Source organism: Pseudomonas sp. N-1-13, from assembly GCF_057787095.1.
This window is the reverse complement of the sequence record NZ_JBYNRI010000001.1, coordinates 1,499,123-1,520,670: the sequence shown is the minus strand read 5'-3', so window position 1 is coordinate 1,520,670 and position 21,548 is coordinate 1,499,123. Positions and strand designations below refer to the sequence as shown.

General features: G+C 61.1%; 20 protein-coding genes. 13 read left to right on the top strand and 7 right to left on the bottom strand.

Annotated elements, in window-relative coordinates; translation table 11 throughout:
- Nucleotides 1-95 precede the first annotated feature (95 nt).
- The 3 genes from AC3I65_RS07020 (at nucleotide 96) to AC3I65_RS07010 (ending at nucleotide 5,173) form a co-directional block, all read left to right on the top strand.
- On the top strand, nucleotides 96-1,454 hold the full coding sequence (locus AC3I65_RS07020; protein WP_107322109.1) for a TolC family outer membrane protein: 1,359 nt from the start codon (nucleotides 96-98) through the stop codon (nucleotides 1,452-1,454).
- A gap of 27 nt (nucleotides 1,455-1,481) precedes the next feature.
- Complete coding sequence (locus AC3I65_RS07015) at nucleotides 1,482-3,641, top strand: type I secretion system permease/ATPase (RefSeq protein ID WP_160891876.1); 2,160 nt, start codon at nucleotides 1,482-1,484, stop codon at nucleotides 3,639-3,641.
- Between the two features lie 167 nt (nucleotides 3,642-3,808).
- Entirely contained in the window at nucleotides 3,809-5,173 is a 1,365-nt protein-coding gene (locus AC3I65_RS07010) for an HlyD family type I secretion periplasmic adaptor subunit (RefSeq protein WP_047227896.1), read from the top strand.
- Between the two features lie 151 nt (nucleotides 5,174-5,324).
- Here AC3I65_RS07010 and AC3I65_RS07005 read toward each other — a convergent pair whose 3' ends face one another.
- Both AC3I65_RS07005 and AC3I65_RS07000 read right to left on the bottom strand, forming a co-directional pair.
- The gene (locus AC3I65_RS07005) at nucleotides 5,325-5,921 is read right to left on the bottom strand and encodes a tRNA-uridine aminocarboxypropyltransferase (RefSeq protein ID WP_076385886.1); all 597 of its coding nucleotides are present in this window, start codon (nucleotides 5,919-5,921) and stop codon (nucleotides 5,325-5,327) included.
- 9 nt (nucleotides 5,922-5,930) lie between these two features.
- Complete coding sequence (locus AC3I65_RS07000) at nucleotides 5,931-6,824, bottom strand: LysR family transcriptional regulator (RefSeq protein ID WP_047227898.1); 894 nt, start codon at nucleotides 6,822-6,824, stop codon at nucleotides 5,931-5,933.
- A gap of 325 nt (nucleotides 6,825-7,149) precedes the next feature.
- On the opposite strand from AC3I65_RS07000, the gene speB reads away from it, so the two are divergent.
- The 4 genes from speB to AC3I65_RS06980 all read left to right on the top strand — a co-directional run bounded on the left by speB (nucleotide 7,150) and on the right by AC3I65_RS06980 (nucleotide 11,677).
- Nucleotides 7,150-8,100, top strand: a complete 951-nt coding sequence (gene speB / locus AC3I65_RS06995; RefSeq protein WP_003198979.1) for an agmatinase — start codon at nucleotides 7,150-7,152, stop codon at nucleotides 8,098-8,100.
- Between the two features lie 9 nt (nucleotides 8,101-8,109).
- A complete protein-coding gene (locus AC3I65_RS06990) occupies nucleotides 8,110-8,535 on the top strand; it encodes a YybH family protein (protein ID WP_076385888.1) in 426 nt (141 codons plus the stop codon).
- Nucleotides 8,536-8,586: 51 nt separating this feature from the next.
- Nucleotides 8,587-10,131 carry a purine-cytosine permease family protein gene (locus AC3I65_RS06985; protein WP_488524300.1) on the top strand — a complete coding sequence of 515 codons (1,545 nt, stop codon included), beginning with the start codon at nucleotides 8,587-8,589 and terminating at the stop codon, nucleotides 10,129-10,131.
- 157 nt (nucleotides 10,132-10,288) lie between these two features.
- The gene (locus AC3I65_RS06980) at nucleotides 10,289-11,677 is read left to right on the top strand and encodes a sodium:solute symporter family protein (RefSeq protein WP_281459445.1); all 1,389 of its coding nucleotides are present in this window, start codon (nucleotides 10,289-10,291) and stop codon (nucleotides 11,675-11,677) included.
- A 267-nt stretch (nucleotides 11,678-11,944) separates the two neighbouring features.
- Here the strand turns inward: AC3I65_RS06980 and AC3I65_RS06975 are convergent, their stop codons facing one another.
- Complete coding sequence (locus tag AC3I65_RS06975) at nucleotides 11,945-12,073, bottom strand: PA1414 family protein (protein ID WP_256222727.1); 129 nt, start codon at nucleotides 12,071-12,073, stop codon at nucleotides 11,945-11,947.
- A 140-nt stretch (nucleotides 12,074-12,213) separates the two neighbouring features.
- On the bottom strand, nucleotides 12,214-13,107 hold the full coding sequence (gene ptrR / locus AC3I65_RS06970; RefSeq protein ID WP_160891870.1) for a putrescine utilization regulator PtrR: 894 nt from the start codon (nucleotides 13,105-13,107) through the stop codon (nucleotides 12,214-12,216).
- 103 nt (nucleotides 13,108-13,210) lie between these two features.
- Here ptrR and AC3I65_RS06965 point away from each other — a divergent pair, with 103 nt between their 5' ends.
- Nucleotides 13,211-14,383: an MFS transporter gene (locus tag AC3I65_RS06965; protein WP_160891868.1), complete on the top strand. Its 1,173-nt coding sequence runs from the start codon at nucleotides 13,211-13,213 to the stop codon at nucleotides 14,381-14,383.
- Here AC3I65_RS06965 and AC3I65_RS06960 read toward each other — a convergent pair whose 3' ends face one another.
- Both AC3I65_RS06960 and AC3I65_RS06955 read right to left on the bottom strand, forming a co-directional pair.
- Entirely contained in the window at nucleotides 14,384-15,829 is a 1,446-nt protein-coding gene (locus AC3I65_RS06960) for an NCS1 family nucleobase:cation symporter-1 (RefSeq protein ID WP_047227904.1), read from the bottom strand. It abuts the gene before it with no gap.
- A gap of 421 nt (nucleotides 15,830-16,250) precedes the next feature.
- Entirely contained in the window at nucleotides 16,251-17,087 is an 837-nt protein-coding gene (locus tag AC3I65_RS06955; RefSeq protein ID WP_047227905.1) for a CvfB family protein, read from the bottom strand.
- A 352-nt stretch (nucleotides 17,088-17,439) separates the two neighbouring features.
- On the opposite strand from AC3I65_RS06955, the gene AC3I65_RS06950 reads away from it, so the two are divergent.
- The 3 genes from AC3I65_RS06950 to AC3I65_RS06940 all read left to right on the top strand — a co-directional run bounded on the left by AC3I65_RS06950 (nucleotide 17,440) and on the right by AC3I65_RS06940 (nucleotide 19,501).
- Complete coding sequence (locus AC3I65_RS06950; protein WP_018607615.1) at nucleotides 17,440-17,628, top strand: hypothetical protein; 189 nt, start codon at nucleotides 17,440-17,442, stop codon at nucleotides 17,626-17,628.
- Nucleotides 17,629-17,821: 193 nt separating this feature from the next.
- The gene (locus AC3I65_RS06945) at nucleotides 17,822-18,538 is read left to right on the top strand and encodes a TorF family putative porin (RefSeq protein WP_047227906.1); all 717 of its coding nucleotides are present in this window, start codon (nucleotides 17,822-17,824) and stop codon (nucleotides 18,536-18,538) included.
- A gap of 96 nt (nucleotides 18,539-18,634) precedes the next feature.
- Complete coding sequence (locus tag AC3I65_RS06940; RefSeq protein WP_047227907.1) at nucleotides 18,635-19,501, top strand: DUF6279 family lipoprotein; 867 nt, start codon at nucleotides 18,635-18,637, stop codon at nucleotides 19,499-19,501.
- Between the two features lie 136 nt (nucleotides 19,502-19,637).
- Here the strand turns inward: AC3I65_RS06940 and AC3I65_RS06935 are convergent, their stop codons facing one another.
- Complete coding sequence (locus AC3I65_RS06935; RefSeq protein WP_076385904.1) at nucleotides 19,638-20,030, bottom strand: transcriptional regulator; 393 nt, start codon at nucleotides 20,028-20,030, stop codon at nucleotides 19,638-19,640.
- A gap of 187 nt (nucleotides 20,031-20,217) precedes the next feature.
- Here AC3I65_RS06935 and AC3I65_RS06930 point away from each other — a divergent pair, with 187 nt between their 5' ends.
- Nucleotides 20,218-20,949 carry a DUF899 domain-containing protein gene (locus AC3I65_RS06930; protein WP_160891864.1) on the top strand — a complete coding sequence of 244 codons (732 nt, stop codon included), beginning with the start codon at nucleotides 20,218-20,220 and terminating at the stop codon, nucleotides 20,947-20,949.
- A 254-nt stretch (nucleotides 20,950-21,203) separates the two neighbouring features.
- Nucleotides 21,204-21,476 carry a hypothetical protein gene (locus AC3I65_RS06925; protein ID WP_322834859.1) on the top strand — a complete coding sequence of 91 codons (273 nt, stop codon included), beginning with the start codon at nucleotides 21,204-21,206 and terminating at the stop codon, nucleotides 21,474-21,476.
- Nucleotides 21,477-21,548: the final 72 nt, after the last annotated feature.

Here is a 21,548-nt window from a genome sequence, read left to right as displayed (position 1 = left end):
TAGCTGTGTTGTTACAAGCTTGAAACGGTTTTGATCTTAAATACGTCAATATTTTGGCGACAGCGAAGCACAACAGACCTTAGGAGATGCACCCCATGCGCGTTCTTTCCCCCCTCTGCAGCGCGGTTTTGCTGGCCATGGCCTGCTCTTCTTCAGCGCAGGCCATGTCGTTGACCGAAGCGATCCAGAGCACCATTGCTACTCACCCGGAACTGGCGCAACGGGTCGATAGCCGTCTGTCGGCCAATGAAGACGTCAAGGTCGCCAGAGGGGGGTTCTTCCCGTCGGTGGACCTTAATGCCGGCTACGGGCGCGGCTACAGTGACAACACCAACACCCGGGCGCTGGGCAATCACCACACCAATATCCTGACTTACACCCAGTCGGAGCTGCGCCTGCGGCAGATGCTGTTTGACGGGTTCAACACCGCCAATGAAGTGGAACGCACCAAAGGCGTGGTCAATTCCCGGGCCTACTACGCCCAAGGCACCGCCCAGGACCTGGCGCTGCGCACCATCGAGGTTTACCTGGAAGTGCTCAAGCGTCGCGAGCTGGTGACCCTGGCCAAGAACAACCTGCAAGCTCACCTGCGCGTCAACGACCAGATCGGCCTGCGCACCGAGCGTGGCGTGGGCAGTACGGCCGACTCCGATCAGTCCAATGCTCGCCGGGCCCTGGCGGAAAACAACTACGACACCGCCCAGGTCGATCTGGCCGACGCCGAGGCTAACTTCTACAGCGTGGTCGGACGCATGCCCGATGAGCTGGAAACACCGCCCTCGACCAAAGGCGAGATGCCCGCTGACCTGCGCCAAGCCCAGCAAAGCATGGTGGATAACAACCCGTACCTGAAATCGGCCCAGGCCGACGTACAGTCCGCCGAAAGCCAGTATGAAGTGGCCAAGTCGCCGTTCTATCCGCGGTTCGACGCCGAGGCGGCGGTGGGCGCCAATAACAACCTCGGCGGCGAAGAAGGCCACGACAACAACTGGCGGGTCGGCGTGGTGATGAACTACAACCTGTTCCGCGGCGGCAGCGACAAGGCGCGGTTGGCGTCCAATGCCCACCAGATCAACCAGGCCATGGACATCCGCAACAACGCCCTGCGCCAGCTCAACGAAGACACCCGCCTGGCCTGGAACGCGATGCTCAACGCCCGCAAGCAGACCCCCACCGCCCGGGAATATGCCGAAACCACTTCCCGTGTACGCGCCGCCTATCAGGATCAGTTCGGTCTCGGCCAGCGGACCCTGCTCGATGTGCTCGATAGCGAAAACGAGCTGTACAACGCCAACCGTCGCTACACCGAAGTGCGCTACACCGAGGAATACTCGATGTATCGGGTATTGGCGAACATGGGCCAGCTGTTGAGCAAACAGCGCGTGGTGCTGCCGGCCGACGCGGTCGCTCAAACAGAAGTCAAAAACGAAGCGCGGCTGCCCGAACTGAAGTAGCCCCCCAAAAAAATGGGAGCGATCAATGTGACCAGCATGGAACCCGCAACCCTCAGCACCGATCCGCGGCTGAATGTCGATGATCCCTTGCTTGACGGTCTGTTGATCCTCTGCAAACTCCATGGCGCGACAGTCAGCCGCGCCAGCCTTGGCGCCGGGCTTCCAATGGCGCACCAACGTCTGAGCCTGGACCTGCTGCCGCGCGCAGCGGCCCGGGCCGGTTTGCAGGCGCGCTTGCTGCGCCGAGAGCTGGCCGATATTTCGCCACTCAACCTGCCGGTGATGCTGATTCTGGCCGGTGGTCGTTGCGCCGTGTTGCGGCGCTGGAGCGAGGACGGCCAGGCGCTGATCCTGCCCAGCGAAGCCGATGGCGGCGAGCAGTGGGTCAGCCGCGACGAACTGAGCGCCGTCTACAGCGGCCAGGCTTTGTTCGCCCGGCCGCGCCATGAACTCGAAGACCTGCGCGCGCCCTTGGTTCCACGGGTCGAGGCCTGGTTTCGTGACACCTTGAAACTGTCGCGCTGGCTGTACAGCGACGCGATCCTGGCAAGTTTGCTGATCAACCTGCTGGGGCTGATGGTGCCGTTGTTCGTCATGCAGACCTACGACCGCGTGGTGCCGAACCAGGCCACATCGACGTTGTGGGTGCTGGCCGTGGGGCTGTTGATCGGCACGGGTTTCGAACTGGTTTTGCGCGTGGTGCGCGCCCATCTGCTGGACACCGCCGGCAAGAAAACCGACGTGATCCTCTCCGCGACCCTGTTCGAACGCATCACCGGCATGGCGATGAAGGCCAAACCGGTGACCATCGGCGGGTTCGCCCAAAGCATCCATGACTTCCAGGGTCTGCGCGAATTCCTGACCGCTGTCACCCTCACCAGCCTGATCGACCTGCCCTTCGCCGTGCTGATGCTGGTGGTGATCGGGTTGCTGGGTGGCTGGCTGGTGGTGATTCCGGTGGTGGCTTTTCCGCTCACCATTATTTTCGCCATGATCATCCAGGCACGCCTGCGTGACACCGTGCAAAAAAGCCTGGCCCTGGGCGCCCAGCGCCAGGCATTGCTGATTGAAACCCTCGGCGGCCTGGAAACCCTCAAGGCTTGCAGCGCCGAAAGCGAGCGCCAGCATCAATGGGAAAGCACCCACGGCGCCCTCACCCGCCTGGACAGCCACGCCCGCAGCCTCTCGGCGCTGGCCACCAACGGTACGCTGTTCCTGCAACAACTGGCCGGCATGGCGACCATCGTCGCCGGGGTCTACAGCATCATCGCCGGTAACCTCAGCGTCGGCGCGCTGGTGGCGACCTACATGCTCGGCAGCCGGGTGCTGGCGCCGCTGGGGCAGATCGCCGGGCTGATCACCCGCTACCAGCAGGCCCAACTGACCATGCGCAGCACCGATGCGCTGATGGCGCTGCCCCAGGAGCGCGATGCCAAACAACGGCCGCTGGATCGCACCCAATTGCAGGGTGCGCTGGACGTCAGCGGCGTGACCTTCCATTACAACGGCCAGAACGCCCCGGCGCTGGCGAATGTGAGCTTCAGCCTCAAGCCCGGCGAACGGGTCGGGATTATCGGTCGCAGTGGCTCGGGCAAGAGCACCCTGGCGCGCCTGGTGATGGGGTTTTATGAGCCCCAGGAAGGCCAGTTGCTGCTCGATGGGCTCGACCTTCGGCAACTGGACGTGGCGGATCTGCGCCAGCAGATCGGCTATGTCGCCCATGACCTGCCGCTGCTGGCCGGCAGCCTGCGGGACAACCTCACCCTCGGCGCCCGCTACATCAGCGATGCACGCATGCTGGAAGTGGCGGAACTGACCGGCGTTACCGAACTGGCCCGCCAGCATCCCCAGGGCTTCGACCGCCCGGTGGGCGAGCGCGGGCAGTTGCTCTCCGGTGGGCAACGCCAGGCCGTGCTACTGGCCCGAGCCCTGTTGCTCGACCCGCCGATCCTGCTGCTGGACGAACCCACCAGCGCCATGGACAACAGCAGCGAAGACGTGTTGCGGCAAAAGCTCCATACCCATGTGCAGGGCAAAACGGTGCTGCTGGTGACCCACCGCACGTCGATGCTCAGCCTGGTGGATCGGCTGGTGGTGCTGGACAGCGGCCGGATTGTGGCCGATGGGCCGAAGGAAGCGGTGATCGATGCACTGCGTAAAGGACGGGTGGGGTCTGCGGCGGTATAGAAACAACACCGCAACCTGTGGGAGCAAGGCTTGCCCGCGATACAGGCGCCTCGGTTCCAGTGAGACCGCATTAGCTTCATCGCGGGCAAGCCTTGCTCCCACAGATAACCCCCTCAAGCCACAGGTATGTGTTCGGCTTTATTTTTTCTAACTGACGGGTATCGCCCATGTCTGCTCAAACACCCGATTCAGCGGCCCGAAGCTACTTCGGCAGTTTCAGCAAAAGCGCCGAAAGCGAGTTCATGCCGGAAACCGCCGGTGCCGCGCTGCAGGACTCACCCCGTCGCTCGCGGGTCACGGTATGGCTGGCGGCCGGACTGATCATCACCGCGTTGGTGTGGGCCAAACTGGCAGTCTTGCAGGAAGTCACCACCGGTGAAGGCAAGGCCATTCCTTCGAGCAAGATTCAGGTAATCCAGAACCTGGAGGGCGGCATCGTCACCGAGATTTTCGTGCGCGAAGGGCAGATGGTGAACAAGGGCGACACCCTGCTACGCCTGGACGACACACGGTTTCTGTCGAACAAGGGCGAAAGCGAGGCCGACCGTTATGCTCTGACCGCCCAGGTCGAACGCTTGTCGGCCGAAGCCGAAGGCCGACCTTTCGAACTGTCCGCTGAAGTCATCAGCAAGGCCCCGCAAGTGGCCGAGGACGAACGCTCGCTGTATGAACAACGACAGCGGCGCCTGGCCAGCGAACAGCGGACGCTGTCCGAACAACTGCGCCAGAAAACCCAGGAGCTGGCGGAGTTTCGCTCCAAGCAGGGCCAGTTCAGTTCCAGCCTGGCCTTGCTGCAAGAAGAGATGAACATGTCGGCACCACTGGTGCGCACCGGGGCGGTGTCGCCGGTGGAAATCCTGCGGCTCAAACGCAGCGCAGTGGAAATCCGTGGTTCGCTCAACGCCACCACCCTGGCGATTCCTCGGGCCGAATCGGCGATCAACGAGATCAAGAGCAAGATCGACGAATCAGAACAGTCCTTTCGCTCCGAAGCGGCCAAGGAACTCAATGAGAAACGCACGGAGTTGTCAAAAATCACCGCTTCGAGCATTGCCATCGACGACCGCGTGACCCGCACCACCGTGGTCTCGCCGGTACATGGGGTGATCAAGCAGCTCAAGGTCAACACCATCGGCGGCGTAGTGCAGCCGGGCAGCGACATGGCAGAAATCGTGCCGCTGGAAGACAACCTACTGATCGAAGCCAAGGTCCGCCCCCAGGACGTGGCCTTCCTGCATCCGGGCCAGAAAGCCATGGTCAAGTTCAGTGCCTATGACTACACGATCTACGGCGGGATGAGCGCCAGGCTCGAACTGATCGGCGCCGACACCATCACCGATGACAAGGGCAACAGCTTCTACCTGATCCAGGTGCGCACAGATAAAAATCACTTGGGCGGCGATGCCAAACCGTTGTTGATCATTCCTGGGATGGTGGCGACGGTGGACATCATTACCGGGGAGAAAAGTGTCCTGGATTACCTGCTCAAGCCGGTGTTGAAGGCGCGGACTGAGGCGATGCGTGAGCGGTAGACCTTGAGCTGAGACTTTGGTTGATTGTGCTGCCGCTATCGCGAGCAGGCTTGCTCCCACATTGGATCTGTGGTGTTAGCAGATTTTTGCATGCACTGGAGATCAACTGTGGGAGCGAGCCTGCTCGCGATGAGGCCAGCAAAGGCACCACTCATTTCTCGGCATGATTACGCCGAAAAACCTCCTCCCCCATCGCCGCTATCTGCCCCTCGATCAACGCTTCGAACGGCCTCAGCAACGGCTCAAAACAGGTCGGTGCCTCAAGGGTTTGCAGCGCCTGGACAACCGCCTCCACCGTCGACAACGCCCCTGGCCCTGGCGCCTTGCGCAAGCGGTATCGAGACACACTGCCCGCGGCCAGTGTCACCCTCGGCAGCGCCGCCAACAGAGGGTTGAGGTGCAGCAACTTGCGCGCCTTGCGCCAGGTGCCGTCCGGGACGACCAGTAGTAGCGGATCCTCAGACGGAGCATAAGCATGCATGGGCTGCGCCTCTTCGCCGGGAAACAAAAGCCGCGCCTGATAACCCGGTTGATTGAGCAACCCAGGCAAATCCTCGAACACCTCGCCCACGATCAACTCGGCATTATTGAGCCCCAACGCCGCCAGCCGCGCGGTGTTCAGGGCATGGTTCACCTCGCTGGGATGCTGCAACAACAGCACCCGGGTGCGACTGTCGAGGCTGGGGATCAGCGGGCACAGGCAATGACTTTGCGGCCTGTGGCAGCGCGGACAATGAATTCTGGACATGACGGCACCTCAGGCCTGGTTGAGCTGCGCCTTGAGCAGATCGCGAAAAGTCTGGATCAGCGGCTCACGGCTGCGGCCACGGCGTACGATCATCGAAAACGGTGCCTGATAACCAAAAGTGGCCGGCAGCAACACGCGCAAATCGCCCTTGTCCACCCAGGCCTGAGCGTAGTGTTCGGGCAGATAGCCGACGTAGGCGCCGGACAATACCAGGATCAACTGCGCCTCCATGCTCTCCACCGTCGCCGCGCTGTGCTTGAAGCCGTGGCGGGCCAGTTCGGCCTGGCTCCAGTAACCGCGCCCGACCATGCGCTGCTGGGTGATGAGTTGCTCGGGGATACGCCGCTCGTTGAACAGCGGGTGACGGTTGCTGCAATACAACCAGTGCTGCTCACGGTACAGCGGCATGTAGACCAGGCCGCTCATACGCGTGGAAAACGCGCCGATGGCCAGGTCCAGGCGGTTGTCCTGCACGCCCAGTTGCAGTTCGTACGGGCTCATGACCGACAGGTGCAGGTGGACTGCCGGATGCTCCTGGCTGTAGGCGCCGATGGCTTCGGCGAACGGCAGGGCTTTGTCGCTGACGGTGGAATCGATCACCCCCAGGTTCAGCGTGCCGCGCAACTCGCCTTTCAGCGCGGCGGCGTATTGCTCGAACCCTTCAAGCTCGCCCAACAGACGCAGGGTCTCCTGGTGGAACAACTCGCCCTTGCTGGTCAGGCTGAACCCGCCCCGCCCACGATGACACAACACCAGGCCCAGGGCCGATTCGAGCTGGCTCATGTAGGTGCTGATGGCCGACGTGGAAAGGTTGAGCTCATGCTGGGCATTGGCGAACCCCTGGTGCCGCACGACGCTGACGAAAATGCGCAACAGTTTCAGGTCGGGTAGAGCGTTGGCCATGGGGTCTCTCCATACAGGCGGGTCACTGCACACTTTGTGGCAAGGGGGTTTATCTGTGGGAGCAAGGCTTGCCCGCGATGAAGTCAACGCGGTTTCCCCCTTGGAACCGAGGCGCCTATGTCGCGAGCAAGCTTTGCTCCCACAGCTTTGCTTGCACAGCTTGCAAGCATGGTGTTGCCCCCAGAGATCAATCGCGAGTCTATCGCTCCATCCCGAATTAGTTTAGAAAAATCTGAACTAAGTATTTGCCCCCAGCGATTCTTCCACTCCCAGGCTTTTCGCAGAATCGGCCCCTGATAAATAAAACAACGATGAGGCCCTACCCGTGGACAAGATTCTTCACCAACCACTGGGCGGCAACGAAATGCCGCGCTTCGGCGGCATCGCCACCATGATGCGACTCCCCCATTTACAAACCGCTGCCGGCCTGGACGCTGCTTTCGTCGGCGTGCCGCTGGACATCGGCACCTCCCTGCGCGCCGGCACCCGTTTCGGGCCCCGCGAGATCCGCGCTGAATCGGTAATGATCCGTCCCTACAACATGGCCACCGGTGCCGCGCCGTTCGACTCGTTGTCGGTGGCCGATATCGGTGATGTGCCGATCAACACCTTCAACCTGCTGGACGCCGTGCGGATCATCGAAGAGTCGTACCACAAGATTCTGGAACACAACGTCATTCCCCTGACCCTGGGCGGCGATCACACCATCACCCTGCCGATCCTGCGGGCGATCCACAAGAAACACGGCAAGGTCGGCCTGGTGCACATCGACGCCCATGCCGATGTGAACGATCACATGTTCGGGGAGAAAATCGCCCACGGCACCACCTTCCGCCGCGCGGTGGAAGAAGGCCTGCTCGATTGCGACCGCGTGGTGCAGATCGGCCTGCGGGCCCAGGGCTACACCGCCGATGACTTCAACTGGAGCCGCAACCAGGGTTTCCGCGTAGTCCAGGCCGAAGAGTGCTGGCACAAATCCCTCGCCCCACTGATGGCCGAAGTCCGCGAGAAGGTCGGCGGCGGCCCGGTGTACCTGAGCTTCGATATCGACGGCATCGACCCGGCATGGGCCCCTGGCACCGGCACCCCGGAAATCGGTGGCCTGACCACCATCCAGGCCATCGAAATCGTGCGTGGCTGCCAGGGCCTGGACCTGGTCGGTTGCGATCTGGTAGAAGTCTCGCCGCCTTACGACACCACCGGCAACACCTCGCTGCTGGGCGCCAACCTGCTGTACGAGATGCTCTGCGTACTGCCCGGTGTGGTCCATCGCTGAGGCGCGGTCATGAACGATCAGGCTCAAGTGCTCAAGGCCGCCGCTGAACTGGTGTCGGCCTTCGCCCGCAATGACCGTGACGCCTACTTCGGCGCCTTCACACCCGACGCGAGTTTCGTGTTCTACACCCTCGAACAACCTCTGCTGTCTCGCGATGCCTACCAAGCGTTGTGGGACCGCTGGCGGTCCGAGGATGGCTTCGAGGTGCTGTCGTGTACCTCGAGCAACGCCTTCGTCAGCCTGCAAGGGGACGTGGCGATTTTCATCCATGACGTGGCCACCGAGTTGCGCATGCAAGGGGAGCGACACTTTAGCCAGGAGCGCGAAACCATTCTGTTCCGCAAGCAGGAAGGACGCACACAAGAACAACAGGGCCTATGGCTGGCCTGCCATGAACATTTGTCCGCTATGCCGGAAGGGCTGCCACCCCCTTAGCCAAACAGACGACGCTCGCACACGATGGGCGCGCCTTTATGATCGGAGCAGATCATGCATAACAATAACGACAAAAGCCTTACGCAAATCGAAACCAACGGGGTCGAGCAGATCCCGGACCATGAACGAACCGCTGGCCCGACGGATCTGTTTCGACTGATCTTCGGCGGTGCCAACACCTTCGCCACCGCCGTGCTCGGCAGTTTCCCGGTGCTGTTCGGCCTCTCGTTCCAGGCCGGGGTCTGGGCGATTGTGCTGGGGGTGGTGCTCGGTTCGATCATCTTCGCGCCCATGGGCCTGTTCGGCCCGCTCAACGGCACCAACAACGCGGTGTCCTCCGGGGCACATTTCGGCGTACACGGGCGGATCGTCGGCTCGTTCCTGTCGCTGCTGACGGCCATCGCGTTCTTCTCCCTGTCGGTGTGGAGTTCGGGAGATGCGTTGATCGGTGGCGCCAAGCGTTTGATCGGTGTGCCGGAAACCGACCTGAGCCTGGGCCTGGCCTACGGCCTGTTCGCCTTGCTGGTATTGACGGTGTGCATCTACGGCTTTCGCTTCATGTTGTGGGTCAACCGCATCGCCGTGTGGGCCGCCAGCCTGCTGTTTCTGCTGGGCATCGTCGCCTTCGCGCCGGCCTTCGACAGCCAGTTCGCCGGCACCGTCGGCCTCGGCCAGCCGGGCTTCTGGGCGGCGTTCATCGGCGCGGCACTGGTCGCCATGAGCAACCCGATTTCCTTCGGCGCGTTCCTGGGTGACTGGTCGCGTTACATCCCGCGCAACACGCCCAAGCGACGCATCATGCTGGCGGTGATCGCCGCTCAACTGGCGACGCTGATCCCGTTCCTGTTCGGCCTTGCCACGGCCACCATCGTGGCGATCAAGGCACCGGACTACATCGCAGCCAATAACTATGTGGGCGGCCTGCTGGCGGTTTCGCCGGGCTGGTTCTTCCTGCCGGTGTGCCTGATCGCGGTGATCGGCGGCATGTCCACCGGCACCACGTCGCTGTATGGCACCGGGCTGGACATGTCCAGCGTGTTCCCACGGGTGCTGTCACGGGTCAAGGCCACGCTGCTGATCGGCGTGCTGTCGATTGCCTTCATCTTCATCGGGCGCTTCGCCGCGAACCTGGTGCAGAGCGTATCGACCTTCGCCGTGCTGATCATCACCTGCACCACACCATGGATGGTGATCATGATCATCGGCCTGCTGGTACGCCGCGGCTTCTACTGCCCGGATGATCTGCAAGTGTTCACCCGTGGCGAAACCGGCGGGCGCTACTGGTTCAGCCACGGCTGGAACTGGCGCGGCCTGGGGGCCTGGATTCCCAGCGCGCTGGTGGGGCTGTGCTTCGTCAACCTGCCTGGGCAGTTCGTCGGACCGCTGGGCGAACTGGCCGGTGGCATCGACATCGGCCTGCCGGTGACCCTGGGCCTGGCCTCGGTGATTTACCTGGTGCTGCTTGGGTTGTTTCCCGAGCCGGCGGCGGTGTATGGGCCGGATGATCCGCGTAGCAAGGGTTCGGTCTCACCGAGCGCTGAACCTGTGGCGAGGGGATTTATCCCCGCTGGAGCGCGCAGCGCTCCCAAACCCTGACATATCAGTGTGCCCGACAGATTGAGTTGACTGCCATGGGGCGGCTGCGCAGCCCAACGGGGATAAATCCCCTCGCCACAACGGCAACGCTCGACTCCATCTGTCCATGGCGCCATCTCGACCTAACTATAAAAAAGACAATCGGAGACACGCCATCATGGCTTTGGATTTAATCGTCGTTCTCATCTATGCCACCGGCATGATTGCCCTGGGTTGGTACGGCATGCGCCGCGCCAAGACTCGTGACGACTACCTGGTCGCCGGGCGCAACCTCGGCCCGGGCTTTTACCTGGGTACCATGGCCGCCACCGTTCTGGGCGGCGCCTCCACCATCGGCACCGTGCGGCTGGGCTACGTCCACGGGATTTCCGGGTTCTGGCTGTGCGGCGCCATCGGCCTGGGCATCGTCGGCCTGAGCCTGTTCCTCGCCAAACCGTTGCTCAAACTCAAGATCTACACCGTGACCCAAGTGCTGGAGCGCCGCTACAACCCCGCCGCGCGCCACGCCAGTGCACTGATCATGCTGGTCTATGCGTTGATGATCGGCGCCACCTCGACCATCGCCATCGGCACGGTGATGCAGGTGTTGTTCGGCCTGCCGTTCTGGGTGTCGATCCTGGTGGGCGGCGGCGTCGTCGTACTGTATTCCACCATCGGCGGCATGTGGTCGCTGACTCTCACCGACATCGTGCAATTCTTGATCATGACCGTCGGCCTGGTGTTCCTGCTGATGCCGATGTCCATCAGCGATGCGGGCGGCTGGGACGCGATGGTGGCGGCCTTGCCGGCCAGCTACTTCGATTTCACCGCGATTGGCTGGGACACCATCCTCACCTACTTCCTGATCTACTTCTTCGGCATCTTCATTGGCCAGGACATCTGGCAGCGGGTGTTCACCGCCCGTAGCGAAGGCGTGGCGAAAGTGGCCGGTACCGCCGCAGGCCTGTACTGCGTGCTGTATGGCCTGGCCGGGGCCTTGATCGGCATGGCGGCCAAGGTATTGCTGCCGGACCTGGAAAACGTCAACAACGCCTTTGCCAGCGTCGTCCAGACCAGCCTGCCCAACGGCATTCGCGGGTTGGTGATCGCCGCCGCCCTGGCGGCCTTGATGTCCACCGCCGCGGCCGGCCTGCTGGCAGCCTCCACCACTGTGGTCCAGGACCTGCTGCCGCGTCTGCGCCAGGGTAGTGAAAGCGGCAATGGCGACGTTCATGAAAACCGCATCGCGACCCTGCTGCTGGGTGTGGTGGTGTTGGGCATCGCCCTGGTGGTGAGCGATGTGATCAGTGCCCTGACCCTGGCCTACAACCTGTTGGTGGGCGGCATGCTGATTCCGCTGATCGGCGCCATCTACTGGAAACGCGCAACCACGGCCGGCGCGATCACCAGCATGTCGCTGGGCTTTTTGACCGCGCTGTTCTTCATGATCAAGGACGGCCTGGACGCCAATACGCCGATCTACTACAGCCTGAGCGTGGCGCTGGTGAGTTTCGTGGTGGTGAGTCTGTTGTCGCCTCGGTCGAAGGTGGTGGCCAAGGCGGTCTGAAAGCAGTTTCTTCGAGGGTGTGGCGTCGGTGGCCACACCTTTTTTTTGCCCTTGTATCGCTCAGTTCCAGACGATGAAAACCCTGTGGGAGCGAGCCTGCTCGCGATAGCGGTGTATCAGCCAATATCAATGGTGGCTGATCCGCCGCTATCGCGAGCAGGCTCGCTCCCACAGAGATTTTCCTTCAAAAACAAAAAAGATCGCAGTCTCAGGCTGTTTCAACTGAAACAGCCTGAGACTGCGATCTCTCCGATATTCGCGGTGTCTTTACCGACGGCGCGGCTGGCGGCGGCGCTGCTCGTCATCGGTGCGGATAGGGATCGGTTGCATGGGCGGCTCGATCAGGCCGAGCGCGACACCCAAGTCATGAAGCCAGTTCTGGATTTTCTCTTTCATCGTGGTGCCCCCTTCAGGGTGGTACGAGCGGCAAAATTCTGTGGCCCCTTCGCACTGATAATAGTCCGAAGTCCTACGCAATGCTCGTCACACATTGCAATGATCTGTTACTGAATCCATCAAAATCCAACGCTAGGCGCTCAAGCTGATCGTTCCACCATCAGCGGCGCCCGCGGCCAGGCCTGTTGCTGCAGTTCAATCCAGGCGGTGAGATTGGCCCCCACCATCCCTTTGCGCCACATCAGCCAAGTCGTGGCATTGGCAAACGGCTCGGCCAACGGATGCATCCTCACACGCTCGCGGCCCGGCAGGCTGGCGAGCATCGACTCGGACATCAGCGCCACCCCGGAGCCGGCAATCACACAGGCCAGCATCCCCTGATAAGACTCAATCTCCATCGCCCGGCCCATGGCCGCATGGTCATGGGCAAACCAGGCTTCCAGACGCATGCGGTAGGAACAGCCCTGGCGAAAGGTGAATACCGAGCGGCCCTGAACATCCAGCGCACTGCGCACTGGCGGGTGATCGGCCTCGGTGATCAGCACCAGCCGCTCGTCGCACAACGGCACCCCGTCCAACCCCGCCAGCTCCAGCGGGCCGTCCACCAGCGCCGCGTCAAGGCGCCCGGTGAGCAAGCCTTCGAGCAGTTCACCGCTGGGCGCCGACTGCACCTGCAAGTTCACCGCCGGGTACGTGCGGTGATAACCGGCCAGCAGGTCCGGCAAATGAATCGCCGCCGTGCTGTACATCGTACCCAACACAAAATCCCCGGCCGGTTGCCCGCCCTGCACGGCAGCATGAGCTTCGTCGTGCAGAGCAAAAAGCTTGATCGCATAGTCCAGCAGGACTTTTCCCGCTGGCGATAGCTGCAAACGCTGACGCTCGCGCAGGAAAAGATCTACGCCCAGTTGCTCCTCAAGCTGCTTGAGCCGGGTCGAGAGGTTCGACGGCACCCGATGCAGCCGCTCGGCAGCGCGGGTAATGGAGCCTTCCTCGGCCACGGCCTGGAAAATCCGCAATTGGCTGAACTCCACGACATTCTCCAAAAATGAACAAGTTACTCACTATTATTCATTTTTAATGAAAGTCAATCAGTCCTAGCCTGACGGTCATTCGCCTCAACGCTGGAGACCCGCCATGTCACCTCTGATTCGCCTGCTCGGCAGTTTCATCGCCCTGATGATGGCCATGGGCATTGGCCGCTTCGCCTTAACGCCGCAGTTACCTCATTTAATCGGCGAAGGTCAGATCGACTTGACCGCCGCTGGTCTGATTGCCGCGGCCAACTACCTGGGTTACTTCCTCGGCGCGCTGGACGCCATGTTCGCCCGCCGTCCGGAACAGGTGCGGCGGCGTTTGATCGGGGGCTTGTGGCTGTGCGTGCTGCTGACCCTGGCTTCGTTCTGGGCCTGGGGCTTCTGGCCACACTTGGTACTGCGCTTTGGTACCGGAGTGGCAAGCGCCTGGGTGTTGGTGATGATCACCGCCCTGAGCCAACCGCTGGCCGCTGCCGCGGGACGGCCACGGCTCGGCGCGCTGGTGTTTGCCGGCCCTGGGTTGGGGATTTTTCTGACCGGTTTGCTCGCCTTGGGCTCGAACCTGCTCGGCCAGACCTCTGCGACCCTGTGGCTGGTGTATGCCGGCGTGGCATTGGCGATGCTGCTGGTGATTCTGCCCATTCTGCCGCAACCCGCCGCAGCCGCGACCGCTACAGCGCCCGTCAGCGCCTCGCCGAACCGTGGCATCGCTCGACTTGGCGTGGTGTATGCCCTGTACGGCTTGGGCTACATCATTCCCGCCACCTTCCTGTCGCAGATGGCCTCGGCGCAGTTCCACGGGCAATGGCAAGCAGACCTGTTCTGGCCCTGCTTCGGTCTGGCCGCCGCCACTGGCGTGTTGCTGGTCAGCTTGCGTCGTCCCAACCCGAACACCACCGGTCGCTGGCTGATCGGTACACTCTGGCTGCAAGCCGCCGGAGTATTCGCCTGCCTGTTGGGCAGCGGGCCGGGGCTGGCGCTGGGCGTAATCCTGTGTGGAGCACCATTCCTGGCCTGCATGCAACTGGTAATGCTGCGCTCCCGGGAGCTGGCACCCCACGCCACCCAGCGCAACGCGGGCCTGTTGACCGCCTGCTTTGCCTTGGGCCAGCTCAGCGGGCCATTGCTGGCGGCGTCGAGCAGCCACTTCAGCGGTGGCTTGCAACCGGCGCTGATCATTGCCGGCAGTGGCCTGCTGCTGGCCGGCGGGCTATTACTGCGGCCCGCCAGCCGGGGTACGGTGAGCCCTTGCGCCCAGACCGCCCTGCGTTAATCAGGCCTGGCCGAGCGATGGGCTCAGGTGCACGGTCGAGTCACGCCGTGCCAAGGCGAAATACAACACCCCGCCCAGGAAGCAACCGGTGAACCAGGCGAAATTGGCCATCGGTTGCAACATCGGCGTGAAGGTAATCGCCACGCCCATCAACGTCGCCGGCACCAGCGCCTTGACCGCCGTCCAGTTGATGCCGCCGCTGTAGTAATAGCGCCCGCTGGGCCCGTCATTGAACAGCGCGTCGACGTCGATCTGCTGCTTTTTGATCAGGTAGTAATCCACCAGCAGAATCCCGAACAGCGGACCGATGAACGCTGCCAGCACGTCCAGGGTGTAGTGGATCACTTCGGGGTTGTTGAACAGGTTCCACGGTGTGATGAATATCGATGCAATGGCGGCAATCATGCCGCCGGCACGCCAGCTGATCTTGCTGGGGGCGACGTTGGCGAAGTCGAACGCCGGGGATACAAAATTGGCGACAATATTGATGCCGATGGTGGCAGTCACAAAGGCAAAGGCGCCCAGCAACACCGCCACGTCGTTGTCGATACGCGCCACGGTGGCGATCGGGTCATGGAGCATTTCGCCGAACACCGGCAACGTCCCGGAAACAATCACCACGGTCACCAGGGAAAACGCCAGGAAATTCACCGGCAGCCCCCAGAAATTGCCACGGCGCACGTCAGACATGCTCCGGCAGTAGCGACTGAAATCACCAAAATTGAGGGTCGGCCCGGAGAAGTACGACACCACCAACGCCGTCGCGACGATCACCTGACCGAACGCTTGCCAGCCGGACAAGGACTTCTCCGCCAGGGTGAAATTGATGTTGCTCCAGCCGGCTTTCCATACGATCCAACCCGCCAACAGGAACATCACGGCGTACACCACCGGCCCGGCCCAGTCGATAAAGCGACGGATCGACTCCATACCGGCCCAGAACACCAGCGCCTGGACGAACCACAAGCTGAGGAAACCGAACCAGCCCAAGTAGGACAAACCGGCAAATTGCGGTGAGGCATAGACTTCCATGGAAGGAAAAAACCGCAGCACCACAATGATCAGCGCGCTGGAAGCCAGGTACGTCTGAATGCCGTACCACGCCACCGCGATCAAGCCGCGGATCACCGCAGGAATATTCGCCCCGAATACCCCAAACGCCAGGCGACAGATCACCGGATACGGCACCGCCGCTTGCTGGCTCGGCTTGGCAACCAGGTTGGCGATTAACTGCACGATGCAGATGCCGCAGAGCAACGCAATCAACACCTGCCAACTCGCCAGCCCCAGCGCGAACAGGCTGGCAGCGAACACATAACCGCCGACGCTGTGCACATCACTCATCCAAAACGCGAAAATGTTGTACCAGTTCCATTTCTGCGGCAGCGGACCCAGGTCTTCGTTATAGAGACGAGGGCTGTAGCCGTTGGGCAGTTGCTCGGACATTGCGAGGCTCCTTTTGAGGACCGCCGTGCCCCCGTATCAACCTGCTCACCATACTGCGCACGGGAGCCGGCATGGTTTGTATACGGGTTGCTACGCAGAATGCGTGCCAGAGGTGGGGAATATGAGACAAACTGCGGTGTGTGGCGGGGACTAAAGCCGGGCAGGAGCAGGCACGCGCCCACGAACAGGGCGCGGGTGCATGCTAAAGGTGCAGGGTTTTGTATACAGAGGAGAGCCGAACATCGCTCCTGTGGCCAGGAGATTTTGAGGAACGGCGCACCGCTGTGGGAGCAAAGCTTGCTCGCGAAACAGGCGCCTCGGTATCAGAAAGACCGCATCGTCTCCATCGCGGGCAAGCCTTGCTCCCACAGCGGCCTCCCCTGGCCACATGAATCCTTATTTGCCGTGGCTCGACTGAAGATCAGCTCAACTCAATCCGATCAGCATGAATGACAATTTGCCCATTCTTGTAGAGCGCACCAATGGCTTTCTTGAAGTTGCCCTTGCTGACACCAAACAGGCTGCTGATCAGCACCGGGTCGCTCTTGTCGCTGACCGGCAGCGTGCCGTTGTTTTCGCGCAACTTGGCGAGGATCTTGGCATTGAGGCTGGTCGCCGCTTCCTGACCCACCGGTTGCAAACTCAAGCTGATCTTGCCGTCCGGGCGGATTTCCTTGATGAAACCTTTTTCCTGCTTGCCGGCGCGCATGAACTTGAAGATTTCGTTCTTGTGAATCAGGCCCCAGTGCTTGTTATTGATGATCGCCTTGAAGCCCATGTCGGTGGCTTCCGCGACCAGCAAATCGACTTCCTGACCCGGCGTGTAGTTGGCCGGGGTCTTGTCCAGATAACGGTCCAGACGCGCCGTGGCGGTGATGCGGCGGGTGTGCTTGTCGAGGTAGACGTGCACCACGCAATATTCGCCGGCGGTCATCTGGCGCTTTTCTTCGGAATACGGCAGCAGCAAGTCCTTGGGCAGGCCCCAGTCCAGGAATACACCGATGCTGTTGACTTCAACCACTTTCAGGCTGGCAAACTCTCCGACCTGAACCTTGGGTTTTTCCGTGGTAGCGATCAGTTTGTCGTCGCTGTCCAGATAAATAAAAACATTGAGCCAGTCTTCATCTTCGCTGGGAATATCCTTGGGGATATAACGATTGGGCAGCAGAATTTCGCCGTCCGCACCGCCGTCCAGATATAAACCGAAGTGAGTGTGTTTAACCACTTGCAAACTGTTGTAGCGCCCGACTAAAGCCATTTCCAATACCCTCATTGCGTGGGCGGCATTCTACCCGGTTTTGCGGCGTGATTCGTGGCCTCTGGCGCGGGCGGCCGGAAGGGCCTTGTGCAGCCGTTGATTTCCCTGGGTTTTCCTCGCGTATGCGGCCATTCGTCAGGCAGACAACGGCCCTCCAGGCCGTTTCGGCCAGCCGTTTTTAAGTTATACAGTCCAGAGGGTTGCTATTTAAAACAGTGGCTTAGGGCAATAATGACGGCATAAACCACGCCTTATTCCAGCGCCCGGCGTGATAATTGAGGGAGTATATTTGCCAAGCAATTGTCAAGTATTTCCTGTACGATGCCTGGCCCAATTAATTATTTACAGGTTAATGGCCGTCATGCGCGTAAAAGCATCCAACAGCAAAGCAAAGCCCGCTCCAGCCGTGGAAACCAGCGAGTCTATCAACGACCAGATCGCTGCATTCCTCAAGTCCGGCGGTGAAATCCAGCAAATTGCCAAGGGCGTCAGCGGCCAGACATTCGGCCCGTCCAAGCAGATCAGCCTGGGCAAAAAGTAACCCGCGCGTCACCTGGTCCCAAAGCGCTTTGAGCTTCGAAGCGCTTGGACTGGAACCTCCCCGCTTACCCTCATCCTGCAAAAATCGACGAACGGCCCTCGCTGCCGTGCATTCGCCGGTATGCTTGCACCTCTCTAGCTCAAGTGTTTCAGCTTGATGACCGTTCTGCTCCTCGCTATCCATGGAGTGAAGCATGCGCATCCCCATTATCGCCCTGACGCTCAGCCTGCTGGCCTGCCCTCTCGCCCATGGGCAGGTGTTTCAGGGCGAGCTCGGCGACTTCGACCTCAAACTCGGCACCACGCCCAGCCGCAGCATGGCCCAGGGCCTGGTCACGCCGTCGAGCACCGGCTCGTTTCATGGCGGCCTGGACCTGAGCCACGACAGCGGCTGGTACGTGGGCCAGTGGTCGCCCAGCGTTGGCCTGAGCCCATCGAGCAATCTTGAAATCGATTCCTACATGGGCTTCAAACAGCCCTTCGACCAGACCCTGGGTTACGAAATCGGCCTGATCCACTACAGCTACCCCACCCTCGACACGCTCGACAGCCAGGAATTCTTCGGTGGCCTGACCGTACTGGGCAGCCGTTTCGGCGCGGCCTTCAGCAACGACCCGGATAAACAGAACAGCACCTTGTTTGCCGACCTGGGCGGCAACGTGCCGTTTGGTATTGGCCTGAGCGCCAAATACACCACCCACCAGTACAACTCACCCGTGTCGGTGGAGGACGGTTATGTAGGCAGTTTCAGTGACTGGTCGTTGAAAATTTCCCGCCCCTGGAGAGGCATCGACCTGGACCTGATCTACAGCGACTCCAGCCTGAGCGGCAGCCGTTGCTCGGCGTACTCCGGTCACAACAGCGAATGCGACGGCCTGCTGACCCTCAAGATGGCCCACCCTTTTTACTAAGCGTTACTTATTCGATCGGCTGAACTGCCGCGCACCTGCCATGCTCAAACAAGACAGTTACGCCTTCGCAACCCATGCCTTCGCAAGGACTCGCTCATGTCGCGCTGGTTCACCCGCATAGCCCTGCTCATGGCCCTGCTGCTCACCGTCACCGCCTGCAGCCGCGTGGGCCTGGCCTACCGCAACCTCGACCTGATCATCCCCTGGACGCTCAACGACTATCTGGACATCAATGGCGAGCAAAAGGACTGGTTCAACGACCGTCTCAATGAACACTTGAACTGGCATTGCACCACACAACTGCCCGGCTACCTTGACTGGCTGGACCGCTTGAAGAACATGGTGCAAACCAACCAGGTGACCGACCAGGCCCTGCAACAGCGTACCCGGGAAGCCAAGGCCGCCATCGCCGAAACCGCCCGGGAAATCACCCCGTCTGCCATCGAGTTATTGCAGGGGTTGAACGACGATCAGGTCGCGGACATGGACGCCGCGTTCGTCAAAGACCAACGCAAACGCCAGCAGCAATACCTCAAGCCGACGTTGCAGCAGCAAATCCAGGAGCGCAGCGAACGCATGGAGAAACGCCTGAACGACTGGCTCGGCCCGCTCAGCGAAGCCCAGCGCCAACGCGTGCAGGCCTGGTCCCGCGCCTTGGGCGATCAAAACCAGCAATGGATCGCCAACCGCGCGCACTGGCAAAACCAGTTCAGCGAAGCTGTGGCCCAACGCCACAGCCCCGATTTCCCCAAGCGCATCGAGCAACTGCTGGTCGACCGCGAAAGCCTCTGGACCCCCGCCTACCGCCAGGCCTTCGACAAAACCGAAGCCCAGGCCCGCAGCCTGCTGGTGGACGTGATGGCCGACAGCACCCCGACGCAACGCGAACACTTGCTGAGGAAGATCGACCGGGTGAAAAAGGATTTCAGTGATTTGAAGTGCCTGAAGGCAGCACGCTCATAAAACCACTGAGATGCATGTGGGAGATCGAATGTGGGAGCGAGCTTGCTCGCGATAGCGGCAGAACAGGCAACACACCTGTTGATGTCAGACCGCTATCGCGAGCAAGCTCGCTCCCACAGGGCTCAGTGCAGGCCTGTCAGGCAATCTGCGCCTTCGAAGCCACCTCATCAAAAGTAAACTCATCCAGCGCATCTTCCTGCTCATCCAGCACCTGGCGCGGATGATCATTGCCCGGGATGCTGCTGTCGATCAGGCTCAACAACCGCGAGCCACGGGGCGTCAGCACAAAGTTCTCGCCGTTACCGCCCTCTTCCTCCGGCCGAGGCTCGATATAGTTACGCTCCAACAGCAGCTTTTCGTACTCCCCGGCGACCGCTTTCAGATGATCGAGGTTCTCGATCGGCTCGCCTGCGGCTGCCTTCTCTGCCGCGTACTGCTCCGCATAAGGCCGAGGGGTAAAGCTGTGGCCGGCGCCGTTTTGCACTTCGTGCAACAACCGTTCGATCAAGTCCCAGTTATAAGTCGTCATCCTGGTCCATCCTCCAAAGAGTGAGATGCCTACTTAAAGTGTGACCCAGGCGCTGCGCTGCCGTTCAGCCGGGCTTACCGGTGGGCTATTGCCCAAGCCGACCAACGGCCTGTCGAATTCCCCCCGGGCCAAACGACCACTGACAGAAGTGCCGAATCAGCGGCTCTGCCACGCAGGAGAATTCACCATGAACGTAGAAAATCATGCCGTCGTCTCACGGGAAGAATGGCTCGCCGCCCGTCGCCAGCACCTGATCCACGAAAAAGCCTTCACCCGCGAACGCGACAAACTCAGCGCAGAACGCCGCGCCCTGCCCTGGGTAAAAATCGAAAAACCCTACCGTTTCCAGGGCCCCAACGGCGAACTGAGCCTGGCCGACCTGTTCGGCGGCCGCAGCCAACTGATCATCTACCACTTCATGTTCGGCCCCGGCTGGACAGAAGGCTGTGATGGCTGCTCATTCCTGTCCGACCACATCGACGGCGCCAACCAACACCTGGCCCACCACGACGTCGCCGTGGTCGCCGTCTCCCGCGCGCCGTTCGCCGAGTTCCAGCCGTTCAAACGTCGCATGGGCTGGGCCTTCGACTGGGTCTCGTCAGAAGGCTGCGACTTCAACTACGACTTCGGCGTCAGCTTCAAGGCCGAAGACGTCGCCGCTGGAAAAACCTCCTACAACTACGAAAAATCCGACACCACCGAAGGCGAACTCCCAGGCCTGAGCGTCTTCTATCGCAACGAAGCCGGCGACATCTTCCACACCTACTCCACCTACGCCCGCGGCCTCGACATCCTGGTCGGCACCTACAACTACCTCGATCTCACGCCCAAGGGCCGCAACGAAGACGAAATCATGGACTGGGTGCGGCATCACGATAAATACGAAGAGGCCGAGCCCCACGGCTGCTGCCATAGCTGATGCGCCAACCCGCGCAAGTCGAGCGCGAACCCTGTGGCGAGGGAGCTTGCTCCCGCTCGACTGCGCAGCAGTCGCCTGCGTTGCCTCAGCCAAAGCCGACAACTGCCAGGCCAAAGGTCCTACATGAAGCTCGGAAAGCGGTGTCTCGTGGCTCAAGAGTGGATCGCTCTATAGTCCTTCGTCACCCAAAAAAGGCGACCGGGTTTGGCGACCCGACCTACAGAGAGACTCAATCAACTTTCGAGGCTCTGACTATGACCAGATACATGTCCATCACCGGAATTGACTGCACCCCGGCCACCCTGCTCATCGACACCGAAGCCCCGCTCGATGTCCTCTTCGAAACCGCCGACTACCGCATCCGCACCGTGACCCAACTGCTGGAAAATATCGCGTTCCGTTCGGATATCAGCTCCGATACGGTGGTGCTTTCAGACTTTTGCAAGATGTTGACGATAGCGTTGCGTGATGGGTGTGATGTGATGGACGTGATTGGGAGGCGGTTGCGGGCGCAGGCTGCTGAATAACGAAAACGGGCGACCTTTGGGTCGCCCGTTTTTCACATACGCGGAGAGCAAAATGATCGAGACCTCTACAGA

Bases quoted from the DNA above. Each gene is read 5' to 3' on its own strand.
- AC3I65_RS07020 (WP_107322109.1), top strand. From the start codon at position 96: ATGCGCGTTCTTTCCCCCCTCTGCAGCGCGGTTTTGCTGGCCATGGCC.
- AC3I65_RS07010 (WP_047227896.1), top strand. From the start codon at position 3,809: ATGTCTGCTCAAACACCCGATTCAGCGGCCCGAAGCTACTTCGGCAGT.
- AC3I65_RS07005 (WP_076385886.1), bottom strand. From the start codon at position 5,921: ATGTCCAGAATTCATTGTCCGCGCTGCCACAGGCCGCAAAGTCATTGC.
- AC3I65_RS07000 (WP_047227898.1), bottom strand. From the start codon at position 6,824: ATGGCCAACGCTCTACCCGACCTGAAACTGTTGCGCATTTTCGTCAGC.
- AC3I65_RS06990 (WP_076385888.1), top strand. From the start codon at position 8,110: ATGAACGATCAGGCTCAAGTGCTCAAGGCCGCCGCTGAACTGGTGTCG.
- AC3I65_RS06980 (WP_281459445.1), top strand. From the start codon at position 10,289: ATGGCTTTGGATTTAATCGTCGTTCTCATCTATGCCACCGGCATGATT.
- AC3I65_RS06975 (WP_256222727.1), bottom strand. From the start codon at position 12,073: ATGAAAGAGAAAATCCAGAACTGGCTTCATGACTTGGGTGTCGCGCTC.
- AC3I65_RS06965 (WP_160891868.1), top strand. From the start codon at position 13,211: ATGTCACCTCTGATTCGCCTGCTCGGCAGTTTCATCGCCCTGATGATG.
- AC3I65_RS06960 (WP_047227904.1), bottom strand. From the start codon at position 15,829: ATGTCCGAGCAACTGCCCAACGGCTACAGCCCTCGTCTCTATAACGAA.
- AC3I65_RS06955 (WP_047227905.1), bottom strand. From the start codon at position 17,087: ATGGCTTTAGTCGGGCGCTACAACAGTTTGCAAGTGGTTAAACACACT.
- AC3I65_RS06950 (WP_018607615.1), top strand. From the start codon at position 17,440: ATGGCCGTCATGCGCGTAAAAGCATCCAACAGCAAAGCAAAGCCCGCT.
- AC3I65_RS06945 (WP_047227906.1), top strand. From the start codon at position 17,822: ATGCGCATCCCCATTATCGCCCTGACGCTCAGCCTGCTGGCCTGCCCT.
- AC3I65_RS06940 (WP_047227907.1), top strand. From the start codon at position 18,635: ATGTCGCGCTGGTTCACCCGCATAGCCCTGCTCATGGCCCTGCTGCTC.
- AC3I65_RS06935 (WP_076385904.1), bottom strand. From the start codon at position 20,030: ATGACGACTTATAACTGGGACTTGATCGAACGGTTGTTGCACGAAGTG.
- AC3I65_RS06930 (WP_160891864.1), top strand. From the start codon at position 20,218: ATGAACGTAGAAAATCATGCCGTCGTCTCACGGGAAGAATGGCTCGCC.
- AC3I65_RS06925 (WP_322834859.1), top strand. From the start codon at position 21,204: ATGACCAGATACATGTCCATCACCGGAATTGACTGCACCCCGGCCACC.